Origin of the sequence: Pseudoroseomonas cervicalis (assembly GCF_030818485.1) — a bacterium.
Lineage (GTDB): Bacteria > Pseudomonadota > Alphaproteobacteria > Acetobacterales > Acetobacteraceae > Pseudoroseomonas > Pseudoroseomonas cervicalis_A.
This window is the reverse complement of record NZ_JAUTAJ010000004.1, coordinates 804369-821863: the sequence shown is the minus strand read 5'-3', so window position 1 is coordinate 821863 and position 17495 is coordinate 804369. Positions and strand designations below refer to the sequence as shown.

Sequence of the window (17495 nt, the reverse complement as noted above, 5' to 3'; positions counted from 1 at the left end):
GTTGAACCGCCTGGCGCGGCAGGGGCGGACGGCCCCTGCCCGCCCCTTCACTCCGCCCGCAGCAGCCGGCGGGAGCGGGTCCAGCCGCGCGCCAGCGCCCGGCAATGGCAGGCGATATGCGGGGCGATCGCCTCGCACCATTCCCGCGCCCCCGCATTGGCGGCGCGCAGCCGGTCGGCCGCGGCCTGGGCCTCGGCGGCCAGCTTCGCCTCGTCCAGCCCCAGCACGCGGCGGTCGCGCAGCTTCCAGGCGCCGCCCACCATGACATCGGTCACGGCGCTGCCATCCTCGGTCCAGACCAGCTGGTTGGCGGCGTCGTTGAAGGGCATCCAGTTGATGTGGCCGAGGTCGAGCAGCACCAGATCGGCGAGCCTGCCGGGCGCGATCTCCCCCGCCTCGATGCCCATCAGCGCGGCGGAGCCGGCGGTGGCCAGCCGGAATGTCTCGGCGGTGCCGAGCCAATCTGCCTCCTCCGCCTCCTCCCAGAGGCGGGAGGCGAAGGCGGCCAGGCGCATCGCCTCGAACATGTTCTGGTTGTCGGAGGAGGAGGAGCCATCGGTGCCGATGCCCAGCGTGACGCCCGCGCGCAGCGCCGCGCGGGCGGGGGCGATGCCGGAGGCCAGGCGCATATTGGCGCCGGGATTGTGCGACAGCCCAGCCCCGCGCCGCGCCAGCAGCTCCAGATCGCCCTGGGTCAGCCAGACGCCATGCGCCACCGAGAAGCGCGGCCCGACCAGCCCCATCCGGTCCATGTGCTCGAGCAGGGTGGCGCCGCCATAAAGCTGCTCGCCGGCGGCGGCCTGGTAGCGCGCCTCCGCCACATGGCTCTGCACCCGCAGCCCGAATTCCTCTGCCAGAGCCGCGCATCCCCGCAGGAACTCCTGCGAGCCATGCAGCGGGATGGTCGGGCCGAGGCCGAGAGCGATGCCGGCGGCGCCGTGCCGCCATCCCTTCGCGGCGCTGTGCAGCGTCGCCAGGGTCTCGGCGGCGGGGGCCATGCGCATCGATGCGGCACGCGCGCGCTGCGCCTCGGGCAGGGCATCCACCAGCCCGGGCGTCGCCTCGAAGAAGGTCAGGTCGGCCACCATCGGCGCCAGCACGGCGCGCAGCCCGACACTGGCATAGGCCTCGGCCATCGCCTCCAGCCCCTCCGGCGTCGGGCCGGGGAATTCGGCCGGCAGGTCGAAGGCGGCGGTGCAACCCTTCTTCAGCAGCTCCACCGCATTGAGCTGGACGGAGAGCTTCTTGTCGGCAAGGCCGCGCCCGCCGCCCACCCAGGGGGCATGGGCCAGCAGCAGCGCCAGATCCCATTTGTCGCCCGAGCCCTTGGCCAGGCCGCCATGGCCATGGGTGTGGCCATTGGCCAGGCCCGGGATCACCAGGCGGTTTCCGGCCTCGAAGATCTCCGCATCCTCGACGGCGCTGCCCGGCGGCAGCAGGGCGGCGATGCGGTCGCCTTCGACCAGGATATCGGCGAGCGGCGCGGAGAGGGCATCCGGCGCCAGGACACGGGCGCCGCGCAGCAGCAGGCGGTGCGTCACAGCATGCGCTCGGAGCGCGGCGGCAAATAGCGGTCGGTGAACATGCTGGCGGCCTCCGGCGGGTTCTGGATGCCATAGGCCTCGGCATTGACCCGCACCAGCTGCGTGGCGCGCGCCATGTCGAGCACGCCGAGCCCGCCCTCCCGGCTGTTGGGCGTGATGATGGACCGATCCCGCGTCATGGCAAAGCGGCGGCTCTCCAGCGCCTCGTCGAACAGCGGCTCGCGCTTCTTCAGCGAGGCCATGCCGGCCGGCACGTCGTTCAGCAGCAGCTTCAGCCCGCCCATCGAGGCGCGGACGAATTTCGCCGCCGTCTCGCCATTGCGCTCCAGCCAGTCGGCGCGGGCGAACAGGCCGGAGCCCAGCAGGTCCAGCCCATGCTCGGCATAGGGCCAGCCGAGGATCTGGTCCTCCGGAATGCCGAGGCCCACCAGGTTGAAATGCACGGTGAAGAGGAAGCCGCTGACGGCATCCACCTGGCCGGTGCGCAGCATGGTGTCGCGCAGATTGGCGGCCATGGAGGTCCAGCGCATGCGGCCCGTATCGATGCCGGCGACGCGGGCGAAGGCGGGGAACAGCATGCGGCTCCCCTCGCCTTCCGGCGCGCCGAGATGGCGGCCGGCGACATCCTGCGGCTTCTCGATGCCGCGGCCGCGCAGGGTGACGATGGCGGCGGCGGTGCGGTCGAAGACCGGGTAGATCATCACCAGCCGGTTCTGCGGGTATTCGGCGTTGAACTTCACCGCGCCGGAGAAATCGGCGAAGCCCATGTCATAGGTGCCGGACCCCACCTTCACCAGCGCATCGCCCGAGCCGAAGCCGCGATCCATGCGCACCGACAGCCCCTCGCGCCGGTACAGCCCATGGTCGTCGGCGAGCGAGAACATGGCGTGGTTGCCCTGCAGCGCCCAGTCCAGGCTGAAGCGCAGCGGCGCCTGGGCGCGGGCGGCGTGCAGCGCCGGCGCGGCCAGGGCGGCGCCCAGCAGCAGGCGGCGGGGCAGCTTACGGGTGGGCTCGGTCATGGCGTCTCTCCGGCATGGGCGGAGCCTGGCTGTGCAAAAGGCGGACCAGCCGCGGCGGCCGGCGGCGCGGCGCTGCCCCTGGCAGCGCCAGCGCCGCCATTGCACAGAAAGCGGGCAGGCCTGTCCAGCTTTCCGGCCGCCTCGCCGCGCCATGGCTCAGCCGGTCAGCTCGGCCACGCTGATGCGCCCCTCCGACACCGGCCAGAGCCGCGCCACGATCCGCTCCTCGTTGAACTGCGCCGTCACGGGCTGGCCGAGGCGCTCCGCCGGCGCCCGCAGCGTGGCGGTGGCGCTGCGCGCCAGGCCGCGCGGGATGTCCGCGGGCTCCCGCCCATCCAGGATGATGGCGTCGCGCGGCAGGCCGAAATAGCCGCGCGGCCGGGTGAAGAGCAGCACCGCCCCCGAAGCCCGGTCCTGTTCGGTGAGCGGCCGCGCCGGGCGCAGATGCACGATATCGGAGGAGCGCGGAAAGCCCGCGCGGTAGAGATGCGTGGTGGGATGGCCAGGGGCCGCCACGACGAATTCCAGCGCCCAGTCCGGGCTGACCTCCACCGGCCCCCACACCCCGTCCGCGCCGGTCCTGCGGCGCAGCAGCGCCTCGCCCAGCCGCGCGCCGGTCTCGGGGTCGGTGCGCCAGATGTCCACCTGCGCGCCCTCGACCGGGCGGTTGGTCGGCACGCCGCCCGGTGTGCCGGTGACCTGGCCGTTCAGCACCGGCCGCGCCTCGGGCAGGATGGCGATGCGCTCCGGCTCCCGCCCGGCGATCCAGCGGAACATCTCGCGGAAGGCGCGCGGGTGGTAGGCGATTTCGCGGTGGTCGAGCTGGCCCAGCACCAGGTTGGTGGCGCCGCGCAGCTCCGGCCCCGCCGGGCCGGTGCCGGTCGGCCGGCCGGGCTGGCCGAGGGCGAAGCCATCCGCCTGGGCATAGACGTCATTGCCGTCGCTGCGCAGCGTCAGGAACTGCGTGCCGGGCACTACATCGCTCTCGCCGCCATTCAGCTTCCGCAGCAGCTCGGACTGGGCGTTGAATTCGCGGTTGCGGGTCTCCGGCCAGTCATAGACGCCCCGGTTGGGCGTGCCGCAGAGCACGGCGTGCGAGACCTGCGCCGCGCCGCCCCCATGCAGCACGAAGTCGCGGATCGGGTAGCCGCCGCGGCTGTTGCCCACTAGCGCGACGCGCCCGGCGCCGGCCGAGGCGCGCAGCGCCGCCACCGCCTCCGCCACCGCGGCGGTGAAATCGGCGGAGGAGGAGCGGCGCGGCTGCGCCACCCCGTCATCGTCGCGCGCCAGCGGGTCCGGCAGGTTCAGCGCGGCGAGGCGGCCGCGCGGCACGCCTTGGCTCTCGAAGCGCCAGAGGGTGGTCTGCCACAGCGCCGCCTGGTCGCCATTGCCATGGATGAACAGCACCGGCGGCATGGCGGCTGGCGCGGACTGGGCCCAGGCGCGGCCGGGCCGCAGGGCGGGGGCGGCCAGCGGCGCCAAGGCGGCCGCCAGCAGCAGGTCTCGGCGTTTCATTCCCATGCGCGCAGCACAGCAGGGAATGCGCGGCAGGGGAAGCGGTCAGGCGCGCCCCGCCGCCTCCCCCGCCGCATGGCCCAGCGCCACCGCCGTCAGCAGCCCATTGCCGGAGAGATAGCCCTCCGCCCGGCTGCCGGAGACGCCGCAGGCGGCGCCGCCGGCAGCAAAGAGATTGGGCAGCGCCGAACCATCCGGCCGCAGCACCCGCGCCGACGCATCCACCACCAGCCCGCCCTGGGTGTGGAACAGCGCCCCGGTGACGCGCACGGCGCGATAGGGCGGCGTCAACGGCGCCACCCCGGCGAAGTCGCGGCCGAAACCATCCGTCGCGCCATCGGCCTTGAGGCGCTCAACCTCCGCCAGCGTCGCCCGCAGCGCGGCCTCGGGCAGTTTCGTCGCCGCCGCCAGGGCGGCGATGTCGGGCGCGCTCAGCACCACCCCGGCGGCCTCGGCCTGGCGGAAATCCTCGAACTGCCGGGCGATGCCGGCGATGCGCTCGTCGAATAGGCTCCAGGCCACGGCTTCGGGCTGCTGCAGCACCAGGGCGGCGGCCTCGGAATAGCCATGGCTTTCATCGGCGAAGCGGCTTCCCTCCAGATTCACCTGGATGCCGCCCTGGGTCATGGTGGCCCAGGAGATCAGGATGCCGATCGGATGCGCCACCGAGCCATGCCCCTGATGGCCGGAGAGATGCCGCGTCGCCGCCCCCAGCGCCTGGCCCCAGAGCAGCGCGTCGCCCTGATTGCCGGCATGGCCGAAATACAGCGCGCCGGAGAGAAGCGGCACATGCTCGGCCACCAGCGCCGGATTGCCGCCATAGCCGTTGCAGGCGAGGATCAGCGCGTCGCAACCCAGCCGCTCCTCGCTGCCATCGGGGCGGCGGAAGGCCAGGCCATGGATGCGGCCATCGGGGCCGGCATAAAGCGCGGTGACCTGCGCCTCGCAGAGGATCTCCACCCCGGCCGCCTCGGCAGCCTCGCGCAGCCGGTCCACCAGCTCCTCGCCGGAGCGGCTGGGCAGGCCGTGCATGCGGCAGGCGGAATGGCCGGGATAGCGGAAATCGGTGATCACCGAGAAATCCAGCCCATGCCGGTCGGCCAGCCATTCCAGCACCGGGCCGATGCGGGCCGCCAGCGCCTCGACCAGCGCCGGGTCGGGCTCGCCGCCGGCCTTGGCCAGAATATCGGCGGCGAAGAGGGTCGGGCCATCCTCCTCCCCCGCCGCCTTCTGCCAGCGCGTGCCGGGGGCCGGGATCAGCCCGGCGGAGAGGGCGGTGGAGCCGCGCGGCACCGGGTCGCGCTCCAGCACCAGCACCTCCTGCCCGGCCTCGCGCAGCGCCAGCGCCGCGACCAGCCCGGCGGCGCCGGCGCCGATGATGACGACCGGCAGGGTCAGCTCGAATTCGACGCCGTTGGCGGGCAGGATGCTCATGCCGCCTCCAGCTCCGCCATGGCCTGGGCGATGCTGGCGATGCGGGCGACCGGGCGCAGCGCCGCGATGGCCGTCGCATGCGTCTCGGCGCCGAAGGCGGCGCAGCCATCCTCCAGCACCGTCACATCGATGTCGCGCACATGCGCGTCCCGCACCGTCGAGGCGACGCCGCCATTGGTGACGATGCCGCCGACATAGAGCTTGCGGACGCCGGCCTTGCGCAGCACCCATTCCAGCCGGGTCATGTAGAAGGCGGAATAGGCCAGCTTCTCGACCGAGAGATCGGCCGGCTGCAATTCATCCACCAGCTGGTGGCCCCAGGCGCCGGGGCAGAAATCGCCCTTGCGCAGGAAGGGCCGCAGCGCCTTCAGATGCGGCGAGATCATCGGCTCGCCCCCCTTGCCCGGCACCAGGGTGAACTGGGTGGAGACCACCCAGCCATTCTTCTTCCGGATGGCGTCCGCCAGGGGCTTCAGCCTGCCCGGCAGGGCGGCGATGGAAGGGTCGCCCTGGCCGCCGCGCGCATAGGCGCCGTCGGGGTGGATGAAATCATTCTGCAGATCGACGATCAGCAGCGCCGTCTCGCTGGCGGGGATCGGTTCGTGGCTCATGCGGCGCGCTCCACGATGATGTTGCCCAGATGGTCCACCCGCGCCACCAGGCCGGGATCGACCACGGTGGTGGCGTCCGGCTGCTCCAGGATGGCCGGGCCCGGGATGGTCGCACCCTCCGGCAGCTCCAGCCGGGCATAGATGGCGGTGTCATGCCAGGCGCCCTCGAACCAGACCGGGCGGCTGCCGCGCCGGGCGGCCTCGATGCTGGCGCCCGGCTCGGGCTTCAGCAGGCCGAGATCGAAGCGCGGCCGCCGGCCGATCGCCGCCGTGCGCAGATTGACGATGCGCACGCCAAGCCCCGGCAGCAGGCGGGAGAAGCTGGTCTGGTAGGCACGCTCGAAAGCCTGCCGCACGATGGCGCGGGAGAGGCCCGTGCTGCCATCCCTGACCTCGACCGGCAGCGGCACGGCGACGGTGTGGGTCTGGCCGGCATAATGCATGTCCAGCTCGAACACCGTGTCGATGCGCTCGACGGCGAGGCCCGCCGCCTCCACCACGGCACGGGCGGAAGCGGCCTCCGCCACCATGCGGCGGTCGAGCGCGGCCTCGTCCAGCGCGTCCAGCGTCAGATTCACCGTCTGCACCTGGTCGTGCCGGATATCGGCGATGACGCAGCCCAGCGCCGAGGTGACGCCGGGGAAGCGCGGCACCAGCGCCGCCTTCAGCCCGACCTCGCGGATCAGCGCGCCGGTGTGCAGCGCGCCGCCACCGCCGAAGGGCACCACGGCGAAGCGCGACGGGTCGTGCCCGCGCTCGATGGAGACCAGCCGGATGGCGCCGGCCATGCGCGCATTGGCCACGCGCAGAATGGCCTCCGCCGCCGCCATGGCGTCGAGCCCCAGCGGGCGGCCGACATGCTCGAGGATCGCGGATTTCGCCGCCTCGACATCGAGGCGCGCCAGCTTGCCGCCGATCGGCCGCTCGGCATTGATGCGGCCGAGCACGACATTGGCATCCGTCAGCGTCGGCCGCGTGTTGCCCTGGCCGTAGCAGACCGGGCCGGGGCGGGAGCCGGCGCTCTCGGGACCCACCTGCAGCAGCCCGCCGGCATCGACATGGGCGATGGAGCCGCCGCCGGCGCCGATGGTGCTGATCTCGATCATCGGCGTGCGGATGACCAGGCCGAAATCGATGGTGGTCTGCGCCGCCAGCGCCGTGCCGCCCCCCACCACCAGCGAGACATCGAAGGAGGTGCCGCCGAGATCGCCGGTGATGACATCCGGGAAGCCCGCCTCCCGCGCGATGGCGGCGGCGGCGATTACACCGGCGGCCGGGCCGGAGAGCGCCGTGCGCACCGGCAGGCGCCGCGCCGTGGCGGTGGACATCACGCCGCCATTCGACTGCACGATGTGGAACTGGCCGGTGAAGCCCTCCCCCGCCAGGGCCTTGTCGAGCTTGCCGAGATAGGAGCCGACGACAGGCTGCAGATAGGCGTTCAGCGCGGTGGTCGAGGTCCGCTCGAATTCGCGGATCTCGGGCAGGATCTGGGTCGAGCAGGCGATGGTCTCGCCGGGCCAGATGGCGCGCGCTGCCTCGAGCGCCGCCTGCTCGTTCGCCGGATTGGCATAGGCGTTGATGAAGACGATGGCCAGCGCCTCCGCCCCCTGGGCGATCAGCTGGCGCACCGCCGCCTGCACCTCGGCGGCATCCACCGCCTGGCGGACCGAACCATCGGCCAAAATGCGCTCGCTGACCTCCAGCCGCATATCGCGATCGACGACGGGAAGAAAAATCGCCCCAGAGGCCCCAGGTGTGGAGGCGGTCGCGGCGGCGCATCTCCAGCACGTCACGGAAGCCGCGCGTGGTGATCAGCCCGACCTTCGCGCCCTTGCGCTCCAGCAGCGCATTGGTGCCGACGGTGGTGCCATGCACCACGGAGGCGAGCTGCGCCACGGGGCCGAAGCTCTTCAGCCCTTCCAGGAAACCCACCGCCTCATCGCCGCGGTTGGATGGCACCTTGGCGGTGCGGAAGCTTCCCGCCGCCTCGTCATAGCAGAAGAGATCGGTGAAGGTGCCGCCGACATCGACGCCAACAATGGTCGCGCTCATGCCGCGCCGTTCTCCGTCACATAGCCCAGCCGGCGGTCGCGCGCGGCCTTTTCCGGGTTGCGCTGCGCCGGGTCGCCCCAGCCGCCGCCGCCAGGTGTTTCCAGCTTCACGCTGTGCCCGGCCTTCAGCGCGATATCGGTGATCTTGGACACCATGGGCGGGTGATGCGCGCCGGCTTCATCGGTCCAGGTGAAGCGGTTCAGCGCCGCCGGCGTGCCGCCGGAGACACCGAAGGGCGCCGCCTTGCCGCGCTCGCCCAGCAGCGAGACGCGCGCATCGGTCAGCGGCTCGATCTCATAGACCGCGCCGAGCCCGCCGCGATGCGCGCCCTGCCCCGCCGAATCCGGCCGCAGCGCCCATTGGCGGAACAGCACGGGATAGGCGGCCTCCAGGATCTCCACCGGCGGGATGGTGGCGGTGGAGATCGGGTTGTTGGCGTGGCTGAGCCCGTCGCTCTCCGGATTGCCGCCGAGGCCGCCGCCGAAGAAGGAGAACATCACCCAGCGCGAGCCATCGGGCCGATGCCCGGCCAGCGACAGCGCGTTGATGGTGCCGAAGGGCGCGGCGGTGGCGCGCGCCGGATCGGCCTTGGCCAGCGCGCCGAAGATGACACCGATGAGGCGCAGGATGGTCTCGGTGTAGCCCGCCACCGGGCGTGGCGCCTTGGCGCCCAGCAAGGTGGTGTCGGGCACACTGAAAGTAATCGGCCGCAAGCAGCCGGCATTGGCCGGAACCTCGGTGAAGACGTGCTTCAGCGCCACATAGCAGGCGGCGATGGCGGTGGAGCGGGCGATGTTCACCGGCCCCTGCACCGGCGGCGAGGAGCGGGAGAAATCCAGCGCCATGGTCTCGCCGGCGATGGTCAGGTCGAGCGCGATGGTCAGCGTCTCGTCGCTGATGCCATCATTGTCCAGCACGTCCTCGAAGCTGTAGAGCCCGTCGGGCAGGCTGGCGATGGCGGCGCGCATCATCGCCTCGGCGCGGGCCGAGAAGGCGTCGAAGGCCTGGCCCAGCACCGCCTCGCCATATTCGTCGAGCAGCGCGGCGAAGCGCCGCTCGCCGAGATCGAGCGCGTTGAGCTGGCCGTTCAGATCGCCCCAGTTGGAATCCGGCACGCGCGAATTGGCCGCCAGGATGTCGAGCAAATCCTGGTTCATCCGCCCCTGGCTGATCAGCCGCACGGGCGGGAAGCGCACGCCTTCCTGGAAGCTCTCGGTGGCCTTGGGGTTGTAGCCGCCGGGGACATTGCCGCCGATATCCAGCCAATGGCCGACGGAGGCCATCCAGCAGAACAGCCTGCCGCCGCGGAAGATCGGCCGCACCAGGCGGAAATCATTCAGATGGGTGCCGCCATCATAGGGGTCGTTGAACAGGAAGGTGTCGCCCTCCTGCACCGCATCGCCGGCGGCGACCTTGTCGATCACCGCCTTCACGGCGAAGGCCATGGCGCCGACAAAGATCGGCAGGCCGTTGGCGCCCTGCACCAGGGTCTCGCCGGTCTCGGCATGGTAGAAGCCGTGGCAGGCGTCGCGTGCCTCGGCGATGATCGGGTTGAAGGCGGAGCGATACAGCGTCGCGTCCATCTCGTCCGCGATCTGCTCCAGCCGCCCCTTCAGGATGGCGAGGGTGACGGGGTCGATGGCGCTCACGCCGTGCCCTCCTTGCGTTCGAAATCCGCGTAGGTTTCGCCCAGCGCCAGCATCTCCGGCGTGCCGATCAGCGCGTTCAGCGCGCCGAAATCGAACATCCGTTCGGCGAAGGGCTGGTTGCTGCCATGTGCCGCCAGCGAGGCGTAGTAGTCGCGCGCCGTATGCGCCAGCGCGCGGACGATGCCGCCGGGGAAGATCACCAGGCGGAAGCCCATCTCGCCGAGCGCGGCGGCGCTGGAGATCGGCGTGTCGCCGCCCTCCACCATATTGGCCAGCAGCGGGCGCAGCCCGCCGAGCTCGGTGGCGATGCGCGCCATCTGCTCGCGCGAGCGCGGCGCCTCGACGAAGAGGACATCCGCGCCGGCCTCGGCATAGAGGCGGGCGCGGTCCAGCGCCGCCTCCATGCCCTCCACCGCCACCGCATCGGTGCGGGCGATGACCAGCGTCTCCGCGCTGTGGCGCGCATCGACGGCGGCCTTGACCTTGCCGGCCATCTCACCGGCGGAGATCAGCGACTTGCCCTGGAGGTGGCCGCAGCGCTTCGGCAGCGTCTGGTCCTCGAGCTGCAGGGCGGTGGCGCCGGCGCGCTCGAACATGCGCACGGTGCGCTGGGTGTTCAGCGCATTGCCATGGCCATTGTCGGCATCGACCACCAGCGGCAGGCCGACGCGGTCGCGGATCAGCCCGACCGTCTCGGCCACCTCGGTCATCGAGACCAGGCCGATATCCGGGCGGCCGAGCCGCGTATAGGCAATGGCGGCGCCGGAGACATAGAGGGCGCGAAAGCCGGCATCGGCGGCGATGCTGGCGGTCAGCGCGTCATAGACGCCCGGGGCGACGACGGGCGCCGCGCTCGCCAGGCTGGTTTTCAGGCTCATCGGGCAGGGCTCCGCGGCGGTGCCGCCAAGAGGGGTGTCAGCGCATCCAATCCGCCGGTCCGGTCGACGCCCTGCACCGCCTGGATCAGCGCGGTCGCATGCGCTGTTCCCCAGACGGGTTCCGCCAATTCGCGGAATTTCTGCAGGATGTCGTCCTCGGAATAGGGGTCCTCGGTGTCGCCGCGATTGGTCAGCACCTCGGCCTGGTGCCGCGTGCCGTCGCGCAGGATCAGCGCCACGCGCGCGGGACGCAGCCCGGGCAGGCGCGCGGTCAGCGCCGCATCCTCCCGCACCACCACCCGCGCGGCGAGGGCGCGCACCGCCTCATTCCGCAGGGCCGGCGGCCGGAAGGCGGGCACGCTGGCGCTGCCATGCAGCAGCGTCGTGGCCAGGGCGAAGGGGATGGAGAATTTCGCCGACAGCATGTTGGAGGGCGCCGGCAGGTCGAGCTGCGCGGCCCAGACATAGGTGTCGACCTCGATGCGCTCGATCTGCTCCGGCGCCAGCTGCGGCAGACGTTCGCGCAGCTCGGCCAGCGCATCCAGCGCGCCATGGGTGTAGCGGCAGGCGGCGTGGCGCTTGAAGTAGTTGCGCGCGATCTCCCAGCGCGTGCCGAGTTCCTCGGTCATCGTCGACTGGGAAAAATCCTCGGCGATGATGCCGCCATAGACGGCGCCGATGCCATCCGTCTCGCCGGTGAAGCCGGATTGCACCAGGTCCCAGGCCATCAGACCGAGCTGGTTGGAGAAGCCGGCATAGCTGTTCCGCACCGTCGCCCCTTCCAGCATGGTGCGGCGGCTGGTGGAGAGGCCGAAGCTGGAGGCGATGTTCAACCCCTGGATGATCGTCTCCGCCTGCGCGCCCCGCAGATGCGCCACTGACAAAAAGGCGGCCGGGGTGCCCCAAGTGCCGTGCGGGTGCATGGTGACGCGCAGCTTGCTGGCGATGCCGATGCGCGCGCCGAGCTCATAGCCCAGCGCGATGGCGCCCAGCAGCGCCGCGCCATCGCGGGGTGCGGCGGCCAGCACGGCCGGCACCACATGGATGGCGGGGTGGCCGCGCGCATACTGGTTGCCCTCATCCAGCTCCAGCATGGTGCCGGCGGTGCCATTGGCGAAGGCGGCGAGCAGCGGCGGCAGCGCGCGCCCCGCGCCGATCGCCATGGCGGAGCCGCCGCCGGCATAGTTCGGCTGCGCCAGCAGGGAGGAAAGCTCCGGCTCCTGCATGCCGGCGGCGATGACACCGATGCTGTCGAGCAGCACCAAGCGCGCGCGCTGCAGCGCCTCCGGCGGCAGATCGGCGGTGGAGAAGCCGGCGGCGAAGCGGCCCCATTCCGTCAGCCAATCCGGGCGCCGCTGTTGCAGCAGCACGGAGGCCGGAAGGATCCCGGGCGTGACAATGCTCATACTGGACCTCACATGCCGAGATAGGCGCGGCGCAGCTCGGGATCGTCGCGCACCTCGGCGGCGCTGCCCGACAGGGCGAAGCAGCCGTTTTCCAGGATGTAGGCGCGCGAGGCGATCTCCAGCGACTGCACCACATTCTGCTCGACCAGCAGGATGGGCAGGCCGTCGGCATTCAGCCGGCGGATCAGGGTGAACATCTCCTCGACCAGCAGCGGCGACAGGCCGAGCGAGGGTTCGTCGAGGATCAACAGCTTCGGCTCGGCCATCATGCCGCGTCCGATGGCCAGCATCTGCTGCTCGCCGCCGGACAGGGTGCCGGCGGCCTGGCCCATGCGCTCGCGCAGGCGCGGGAACACCTCGAAGACGTGCTCGAGGTTGCGCGCACGGCGCGGCTTGCCGCGGCGATAGGAACCAAGCTCGAGATTCTCCCGCACGCTCATGGTGGGGAAGATGCGGCGACCCTCGGGCACATGGATCAGCCCGGCGGCGACGATGGCATCCGGCGTGGCGCGGCCGATGCGCGTGCCGTCGAAGCGGATCTCCCCCGCGCTCGGCCGCAGCACGCCGGAGAGCACCTTGTTCAGCGTCGTCTTGCCGACGCCATTGGCGCCCAGCACGGCGACGATCTCGCCCTGCCCCACCTGCATGTCGAGGCCGCGCAGCACCTCCACCGCGCCATAGCCGGCGCGCAGGCCACTGACCTCAAGCATGGGATTCGCCCTCCGCCCGGATGCGCGCCGCCGCGCCATGGCCGAGATAGGCCTCGATGACGGCGGGGTCGTTGCAGACGGCGCGCGGCGGCCCCTCGGCGATCATCCGCCCCTGGGCCAGGACATGCACATGGTCGCAGAGATTCATCACCGCCTGCATCACATGCTCGATCATCAGGATGGTGACGCCGCGCGCGCGGATGGCGCGCAGCACCGGCAGGATGTCGCGCACCTCGGAAGGGTTGAGGCCGGCCAGCACCTCGTCCAGCAGCAGCAGGCCGGGCTCGGTGGCCAGCGCGCGGGCCAGTTCCAACCGCTTGCGGCCGGCGACCGTCAGCGCGGCGGCGGGGCGGTCCAGCAGCGGGGCGAGGCCGACCTCCTGCGCCACCGTCTCGGCCATCTGCAGCGCGTCGTCGCGCCGCTTGTGGCGCAGATAGGCGCCAACGGCGATGTTCTCCCGCACCGTCAGCCCCTGGAAGGGCTGCACGATCTGGAAGGTGCGGGCGATGCCACGGCGGGCGCGCAAATGCGGCTCCTCCGCCGTCACATCCTCGCCGGCGAAGGCCACGCGGCCGGCGCTCGGCGCCAGGAAACCCGAGGCCAGGGCGAAGAGCGTGGTCTTGCCGGCGCCATTCGGCCCGATCAGCCCGGTGATCGAGCCTTCCGGCACCGACATCGAAGCGTTGTCGACGGCGAGCAGCCCGCCGAAGCGCTTGCTCAGCCCTTCCACGACCAGCAGCGTCATGGCAGCGCCCTCCCCGGCCACAGGCGGCGCAGCGCGCCGACGAGCCCCGCCGGCACGAAGGCCACGGCGCCGATCAGGATGATGCCGAACAGCACCAGATCGATGCCGGTCAGCCAGCCCAGCAGCCCCTTGGTGATCTCGCCCACGCCATGCAGCGCCAGCGCGCCGATGACCGGGCCGAGCACGGTGCCGAGCCCGCCGACGATGGCGGCGATCAGCAGCTCGACCGAGATCCAGGTGCCATAGGCGATGTTGGCATCGAGATAGAGAAAATTCTGCGCATAGAGGCAGCCCGCCGCGCCGGTGATGGCGCCGGAGAGGGTGATGGCGCGCAGCTTGGTGGCCAGCACATCGACGCCGAGGGCACGCGCCGCATCCTCATTCTCGCGCACCGCGACCAGATGCGCGCCGAAGCGGCCGCGATCGATCCACAGCGTCAGGAGTGCCACGGCCAGGATGCAGGCCAGCACCACCCAGAGCGCCTCGGCGCGGGTGGCGAATTGCAGGTTGGCCAGGCCCGGCTGCAGCTTGATGAGCAGGCCGGCGGCACCACCGGTGAAGTCCGCGGCATTGGCCAGGATGCGCAGCACCTCGGCGAAGGCCAGCGTCACCAGCGCGAAATAGGAGCCGCGCAGCCGGGCGCGGAAGCTGAGGAAGCCGATCACCCAGCCGGCCAGCGCGGCCAGCGCCACGCCGGCGGCGAAGCCCACCCAGGCATTCAGCCCCAGCTTGGTCTGCAGGATGGCGGTGGCATAGGCGCCGGTGCCGAACAGCGCGGCATGGCCGAAGGAGAGCTGGCCGCCATAGCCGCCGAGCACATTCCAGCCCTGCGCGCCGAGCGCGATGATCAGCGCCGAGACGAGGAAGTTCAGCAGCAGGTTGCTGGCGAAGAGCGGCGTCAGCGCCAGGGCGCCGAGCAGCAGCAGCAGCGGGATCAGGTCGCGCGGCTTCATGCGCGGGCCCCGAACAGGCCGGTGGGCCGCAGCAGCAGCACGAGGATGAAGATCACGAAGATGCCGAGCTGGCCCAGGCTCTCACCCAGGAACAGCCCGCCCAGGCTTTCCACCACGCCGATGAACAGCCCGCCCACCAGCGCGCCGGCCACCGATCCCATGCCGCCGAGGACCACGATGGTGAAGGCCACCAGCACGAAGGCATTGCCGACGCGCGGATTGACGTAGAAGGTCGGCAGCAGCAGGCAGGCGGCGACCGCCAGGCAGGCGCAGCCGATGCCGAAGGTGACGGCGAAGATGTGGCGCGGGTCGATGCCGACCAGCTGCGCGCCGAAACGCTCCTTCGCCACCGCGCGGATGGCGCGGCCGGTGTCGCTGCGCGCCAGCAGCAGCCAGAGCAGCGCTGCCACCAGCAGCGCCACGGCGAAGCCGATCATGCGCGGGCGCGACAGCAGCATCGGCCCCAGCTCCACCACATCGAAGCCGGCCTCGCCCGTCAGGCTGCGCGTGTCGGACCGGAAGGCGGCGAGCAGGGCATTCTCCAGGATGATGGACAGGCCCAGCGTCACCAGCAGGGTGTTGCGGTCCTCGCCATGGCTGGAGGGGCCGATGACATAGCGCTGCAGCGCGTAGCCCAGCCCGTAGAAGAGCAGCGCCAGCGGCAGGATGGAGGCGTAGGGGCCGATGCCCAGCAGCAGCTCCATGCCCAGCACGGCGAACATGGCGCAGGTCAGCAGCGCGCCATGGGCGAAGTTGACGATGTGGAGGACGCCATAGACCAGGGTGAGGCCGAGCGCGACCAGGGCGTAGGCCGCCCCGGTCATCAGCCCGTTCACCATGGCCTCGGCCACGATGGCGGGAGAGTACATGGTCCCGCGGTCAGCCCTGCACGGGGAAGACGGGGCGGGCGTCGGCGAAGGTGTCGGGGAAGATCACCTTGATGTCGCCGCCCTGCACCTGGGTGTTGACCGGGCCGGCGCCGGTGTTCTGGCCGTTCTCGAACTTCGTCGGGCCATAGGGCATGATGTGGCCGGCGAAGTTCGAGGCGGCCAGCGCCTCGATCAGCTTCACGCGGTCGGCGCCGCCCGCCTTCTCCAGCGCATCGGCCACCAGCTTCACGCAGGAATAGTTCAGCGGCACGTTGTAGGCCCAGAGGCGGCTGCCCTGCTCCACCTGCGTCTTCAGCGCGCGGGCTTCCTCGCTGCGCGGATCGTGCCAGTGGTTGCAATCCATCACCGCATCGGCCGCGTCCGGGAACTCCTTGACGAAGCGGTAGTTGGAGGCGGCGCCGTTCAGCACGGCGTAGATGCCCTTGGGGCGGATGCGCTGCTGCCGCATGGTGCGGGCCAGCAGCACGAATTCGCCATAGTAGCTGGACGGGATGACGAGGTCCGGGCGCAGCGAACGGATGCGCAGCGCCACATTCGACATGTCGCGCGCCGGCGTCGGATGGGCGATGGTCTCCAGCACCTCGAAGCCGAGCTTGGGCAGCTCGGTCTGCAGCAGCCGGGCGAGGCCGGAGCCGAACAGCCCATCCTCATGCACCAGCACCACCGTCTTGCAGGGCTTGCCGGCGGCGTCGTTGAGGCGGACCAGGTTCTCCAGCGCCGTCTTCGTCACCATGCCGAAGCCGGGGGCGAAGCGGAAGGTGTTGCGCAGGCCGCGCGCGGTGATCTGGTCGGAAACGCCGACATCGACGATATAGGGCAAATCGTAGCGCGAGGCGGCCTGGCTGGCGGCCAGGCAGATCGGGCTGGCGAAGCCGCCGACGATGGCGGCGACACCCTCGGCCTGCAGCTTCTCGACCTCCTGCACCGCGGCTTCGGGGTTGGAGCGCGCATCGGCCACGACGAGTTCGAGCTTGGCGCCGCCCAGCGCCTTCAGCCCGCCCGAGGCATTGATCGCCTCCGCCGCCAAAGTGGCGCCGAGCCGGCCGAGATCGCCATCCTGCGCCAGCGCGCCGGTCAGCGGCTGCAGGATGCCGAGCTTCACCGCGGCGGGCTGCGCGCGCAGCAGGCCGGGCATGGCCAGCGCCGGCAGCAGCGCGCCGGCGCGCAGCGCGCCACGGCGCGTGATGGTCAGGCGGGGCATGGTCATGATGACGAGTTCCTCTTGCTGCGCGGGGACCGTGACGTGGCGGTTTCTTCGGTATTGGCCGCACGGGGCGGCAAGGGGCTCCAGCGGCGGGCGCCATCGGCCCCCGTGCGCTGCAGCTGCATCTGGAAATTGAAGCGGTCGGGCCGGTAGAGGGCGTGCAGATGCTCGACCGCCCTGCCCTCCTCATCCTCGACCAGGCGGGTGAGCGAGAGCAAAGGCGCGCCGATCTCGAGCTGCAGCAATTCCGCGACCTCCGGCCCGGCCAGCGTGGCGCCGATGCTCTGCCGGGCGCGGGCCACACGCAGGCCGCTGCGCTCCAGCAGCGTCAGCAGCGGCTGCGAGGCGAGCTCGGCCTCGGAATAGGTCTGGCCGATGCGCTCCGGCACATGGGTGGTCAGATGCGAGAAGGGTGCGCCGTTCATCAGACGCATGCGCACCGCACGCTGCGCGCGGTCCGCCGGCGCCAGGCCCAGCGCCGCGGCGACATGCGCCGGCGGCTGGGCATAACCGAAGGAGAGCAGCCGCACCTCGGTGCGCCGGCCCATCTCCTTCAGATGCGAGAAGACGTCGGAGAAATCGACGATGGTCGGCGCCAGCAGCGCGCCGCCGCGGACGAAGGTGCCGACGCCGGCGCGGCGCTCGACCAGCCCCTCGGCCGCCAGCTGGTCCAGCGCGCGGCGGATGGTGACGCGGGAGACGCCATGCTCGGCCGCCAGGTCCGGCTCGCCCGGCAGGCGCGCGCCCACCGCCAGGGTGCCGCCGGCAATGCGGTCCCGCAGCAGCAGATAGACCCGGCGCGCCTTGAAGGGTTCGACGGCGGCGTCCACGCGACATGACCTCCTGTCCTATTCCTGTCTGGTTTTCCAGACCGGATGCTGTCTA

General features: G+C 71.5%; 15 protein-coding genes and 1 pseudogene. All 16 read right to left on the bottom strand.

Features of this window, described 5'->3' with window-relative positions:
- Positions 1-47 precede the first annotated feature (47 nt).
- On the bottom strand, positions 48-1541 hold the full coding sequence (locus tag QE401_RS07710; RefSeq protein WP_307137652.1) for an amidohydrolase family protein: 1494 nt from the start codon (positions 1539-1541) through the stop codon (positions 48-50).
- Positions 1538-2563, bottom strand: a complete 1026-nt coding sequence (locus tag QE401_RS07705) for an ABC transporter substrate-binding protein (protein WP_307137651.1) — start codon at positions 2561-2563, stop codon at positions 1538-1540. The genes QE401_RS07710 and QE401_RS07705 overlap by 4 nt, the downstream gene beginning before the upstream one ends.
- A 156-nt stretch (positions 2564-2719) precedes the next feature.
- Complete coding sequence (locus QE401_RS07700) at positions 2720-4078, bottom strand: hydrolase (protein ID WP_307137650.1); 1359 nt, start codon at positions 4076-4078, stop codon at positions 2720-2722.
- A gap of 45 nt (positions 4079-4123) precedes the next feature.
- Positions 4124-5512, bottom strand: coding sequence for an FAD-dependent oxidoreductase (locus QE401_RS07695; RefSeq protein WP_307137649.1), 1389 nt, complete (start codon positions 5510-5512; stop codon positions 4124-4126).
- Entirely contained in the window at positions 5509-6123 is a 615-nt protein-coding gene (locus QE401_RS07690) for a cysteine hydrolase family protein (protein ID WP_307137648.1), read from the bottom strand. Before QE401_RS07690 ends, QE401_RS07695 begins: the two co-directional genes overlap by 4 nt.
- On the bottom strand, positions 6120-7832 hold the full coding sequence (locus tag QE401_RS07685) for a hydantoinase/oxoprolinase family protein (protein ID WP_307137647.1): 1713 nt from the start codon (positions 7830-7832) through the stop codon (positions 6120-6122). Before QE401_RS07685 ends, QE401_RS07690 begins: the two co-directional genes overlap by 4 nt.
- A 103-nt stretch (positions 7833-7935) precedes the next feature.
- Positions 7936-8175, bottom strand: a pseudogene (locus tag QE401_RS07680) (hydantoinase/oxoprolinase N-terminal domain-containing protein); the annotation flags it as partial.
- Complete coding sequence (locus tag QE401_RS07675) at positions 8172-9824, bottom strand: hydantoinase B/oxoprolinase family protein (protein WP_307137646.1); 1653 nt, start codon at positions 9822-9824, stop codon at positions 8172-8174. The pseudogene QE401_RS07680 and the gene QE401_RS07675, both read right to left, overlap by 4 nt.
- Entirely contained in the window at positions 9821-10702 is an 882-nt protein-coding gene (locus QE401_RS07670; RefSeq protein ID WP_307137645.1) for an isocitrate lyase/PEP mutase family protein, read from the bottom strand. Before QE401_RS07670 ends, QE401_RS07675 begins: the two co-directional genes overlap by 4 nt.
- The gene (locus QE401_RS07665; RefSeq protein WP_307137644.1) at positions 10699-12108 is read right to left on the bottom strand and encodes an MmgE/PrpD family protein; all 1410 of its coding nucleotides are present in this window, start codon (positions 12106-12108) and stop codon (positions 10699-10701) included. The genes QE401_RS07670 and QE401_RS07665 overlap by 4 nt, the downstream gene beginning before the upstream one ends.
- 8 nt (positions 12109-12116) lie before the next feature.
- Positions 12117-12818 (bottom strand): ABC transporter ATP-binding protein, encoded by a 702-nt coding sequence (locus QE401_RS07660; protein ID WP_307137643.1) that lies wholly within the window; start codon positions 12816-12818, stop codon positions 12117-12119.
- The gene (locus QE401_RS07655; RefSeq protein WP_307137642.1) at positions 12811-13563 is read right to left on the bottom strand and encodes an ABC transporter ATP-binding protein; all 753 of its coding nucleotides are present in this window, start codon (positions 13561-13563) and stop codon (positions 12811-12813) included. The genes QE401_RS07660 and QE401_RS07655 overlap by 8 nt, the downstream gene beginning before the upstream one ends.
- Entirely contained in the window at positions 13560-14516 is a 957-nt protein-coding gene (locus tag QE401_RS07650; protein WP_307137641.1) for a branched-chain amino acid ABC transporter permease, read from the bottom strand. Before QE401_RS07650 ends, QE401_RS07655 begins: the two co-directional genes overlap by 4 nt.
- Complete coding sequence (locus tag QE401_RS07645) at positions 14513-15385, bottom strand: branched-chain amino acid ABC transporter permease (protein ID WP_307137640.1); 873 nt, start codon at positions 15383-15385, stop codon at positions 14513-14515. The genes QE401_RS07650 and QE401_RS07645 overlap by 4 nt, the downstream gene beginning before the upstream one ends.
- A 10-nt stretch (positions 15386-15395) precedes the next feature.
- The gene (locus QE401_RS07640) at positions 15396-16613 is read right to left on the bottom strand and encodes an ABC transporter substrate-binding protein (protein ID WP_307137639.1); all 1218 of its coding nucleotides are present in this window, start codon (positions 16611-16613) and stop codon (positions 15396-15398) included.
- Positions 16610-17440 carry a GntR family transcriptional regulator gene (locus tag QE401_RS07635; RefSeq protein ID WP_307137638.1) on the bottom strand — a complete coding sequence of 277 codons (831 nt, stop codon included), beginning with the start codon at positions 17438-17440 and terminating at the stop codon, positions 16610-16612. Before QE401_RS07635 ends, QE401_RS07640 begins: the two co-directional genes overlap by 4 nt.
- Positions 17441-17495: the final 55 nt, after the last annotated feature.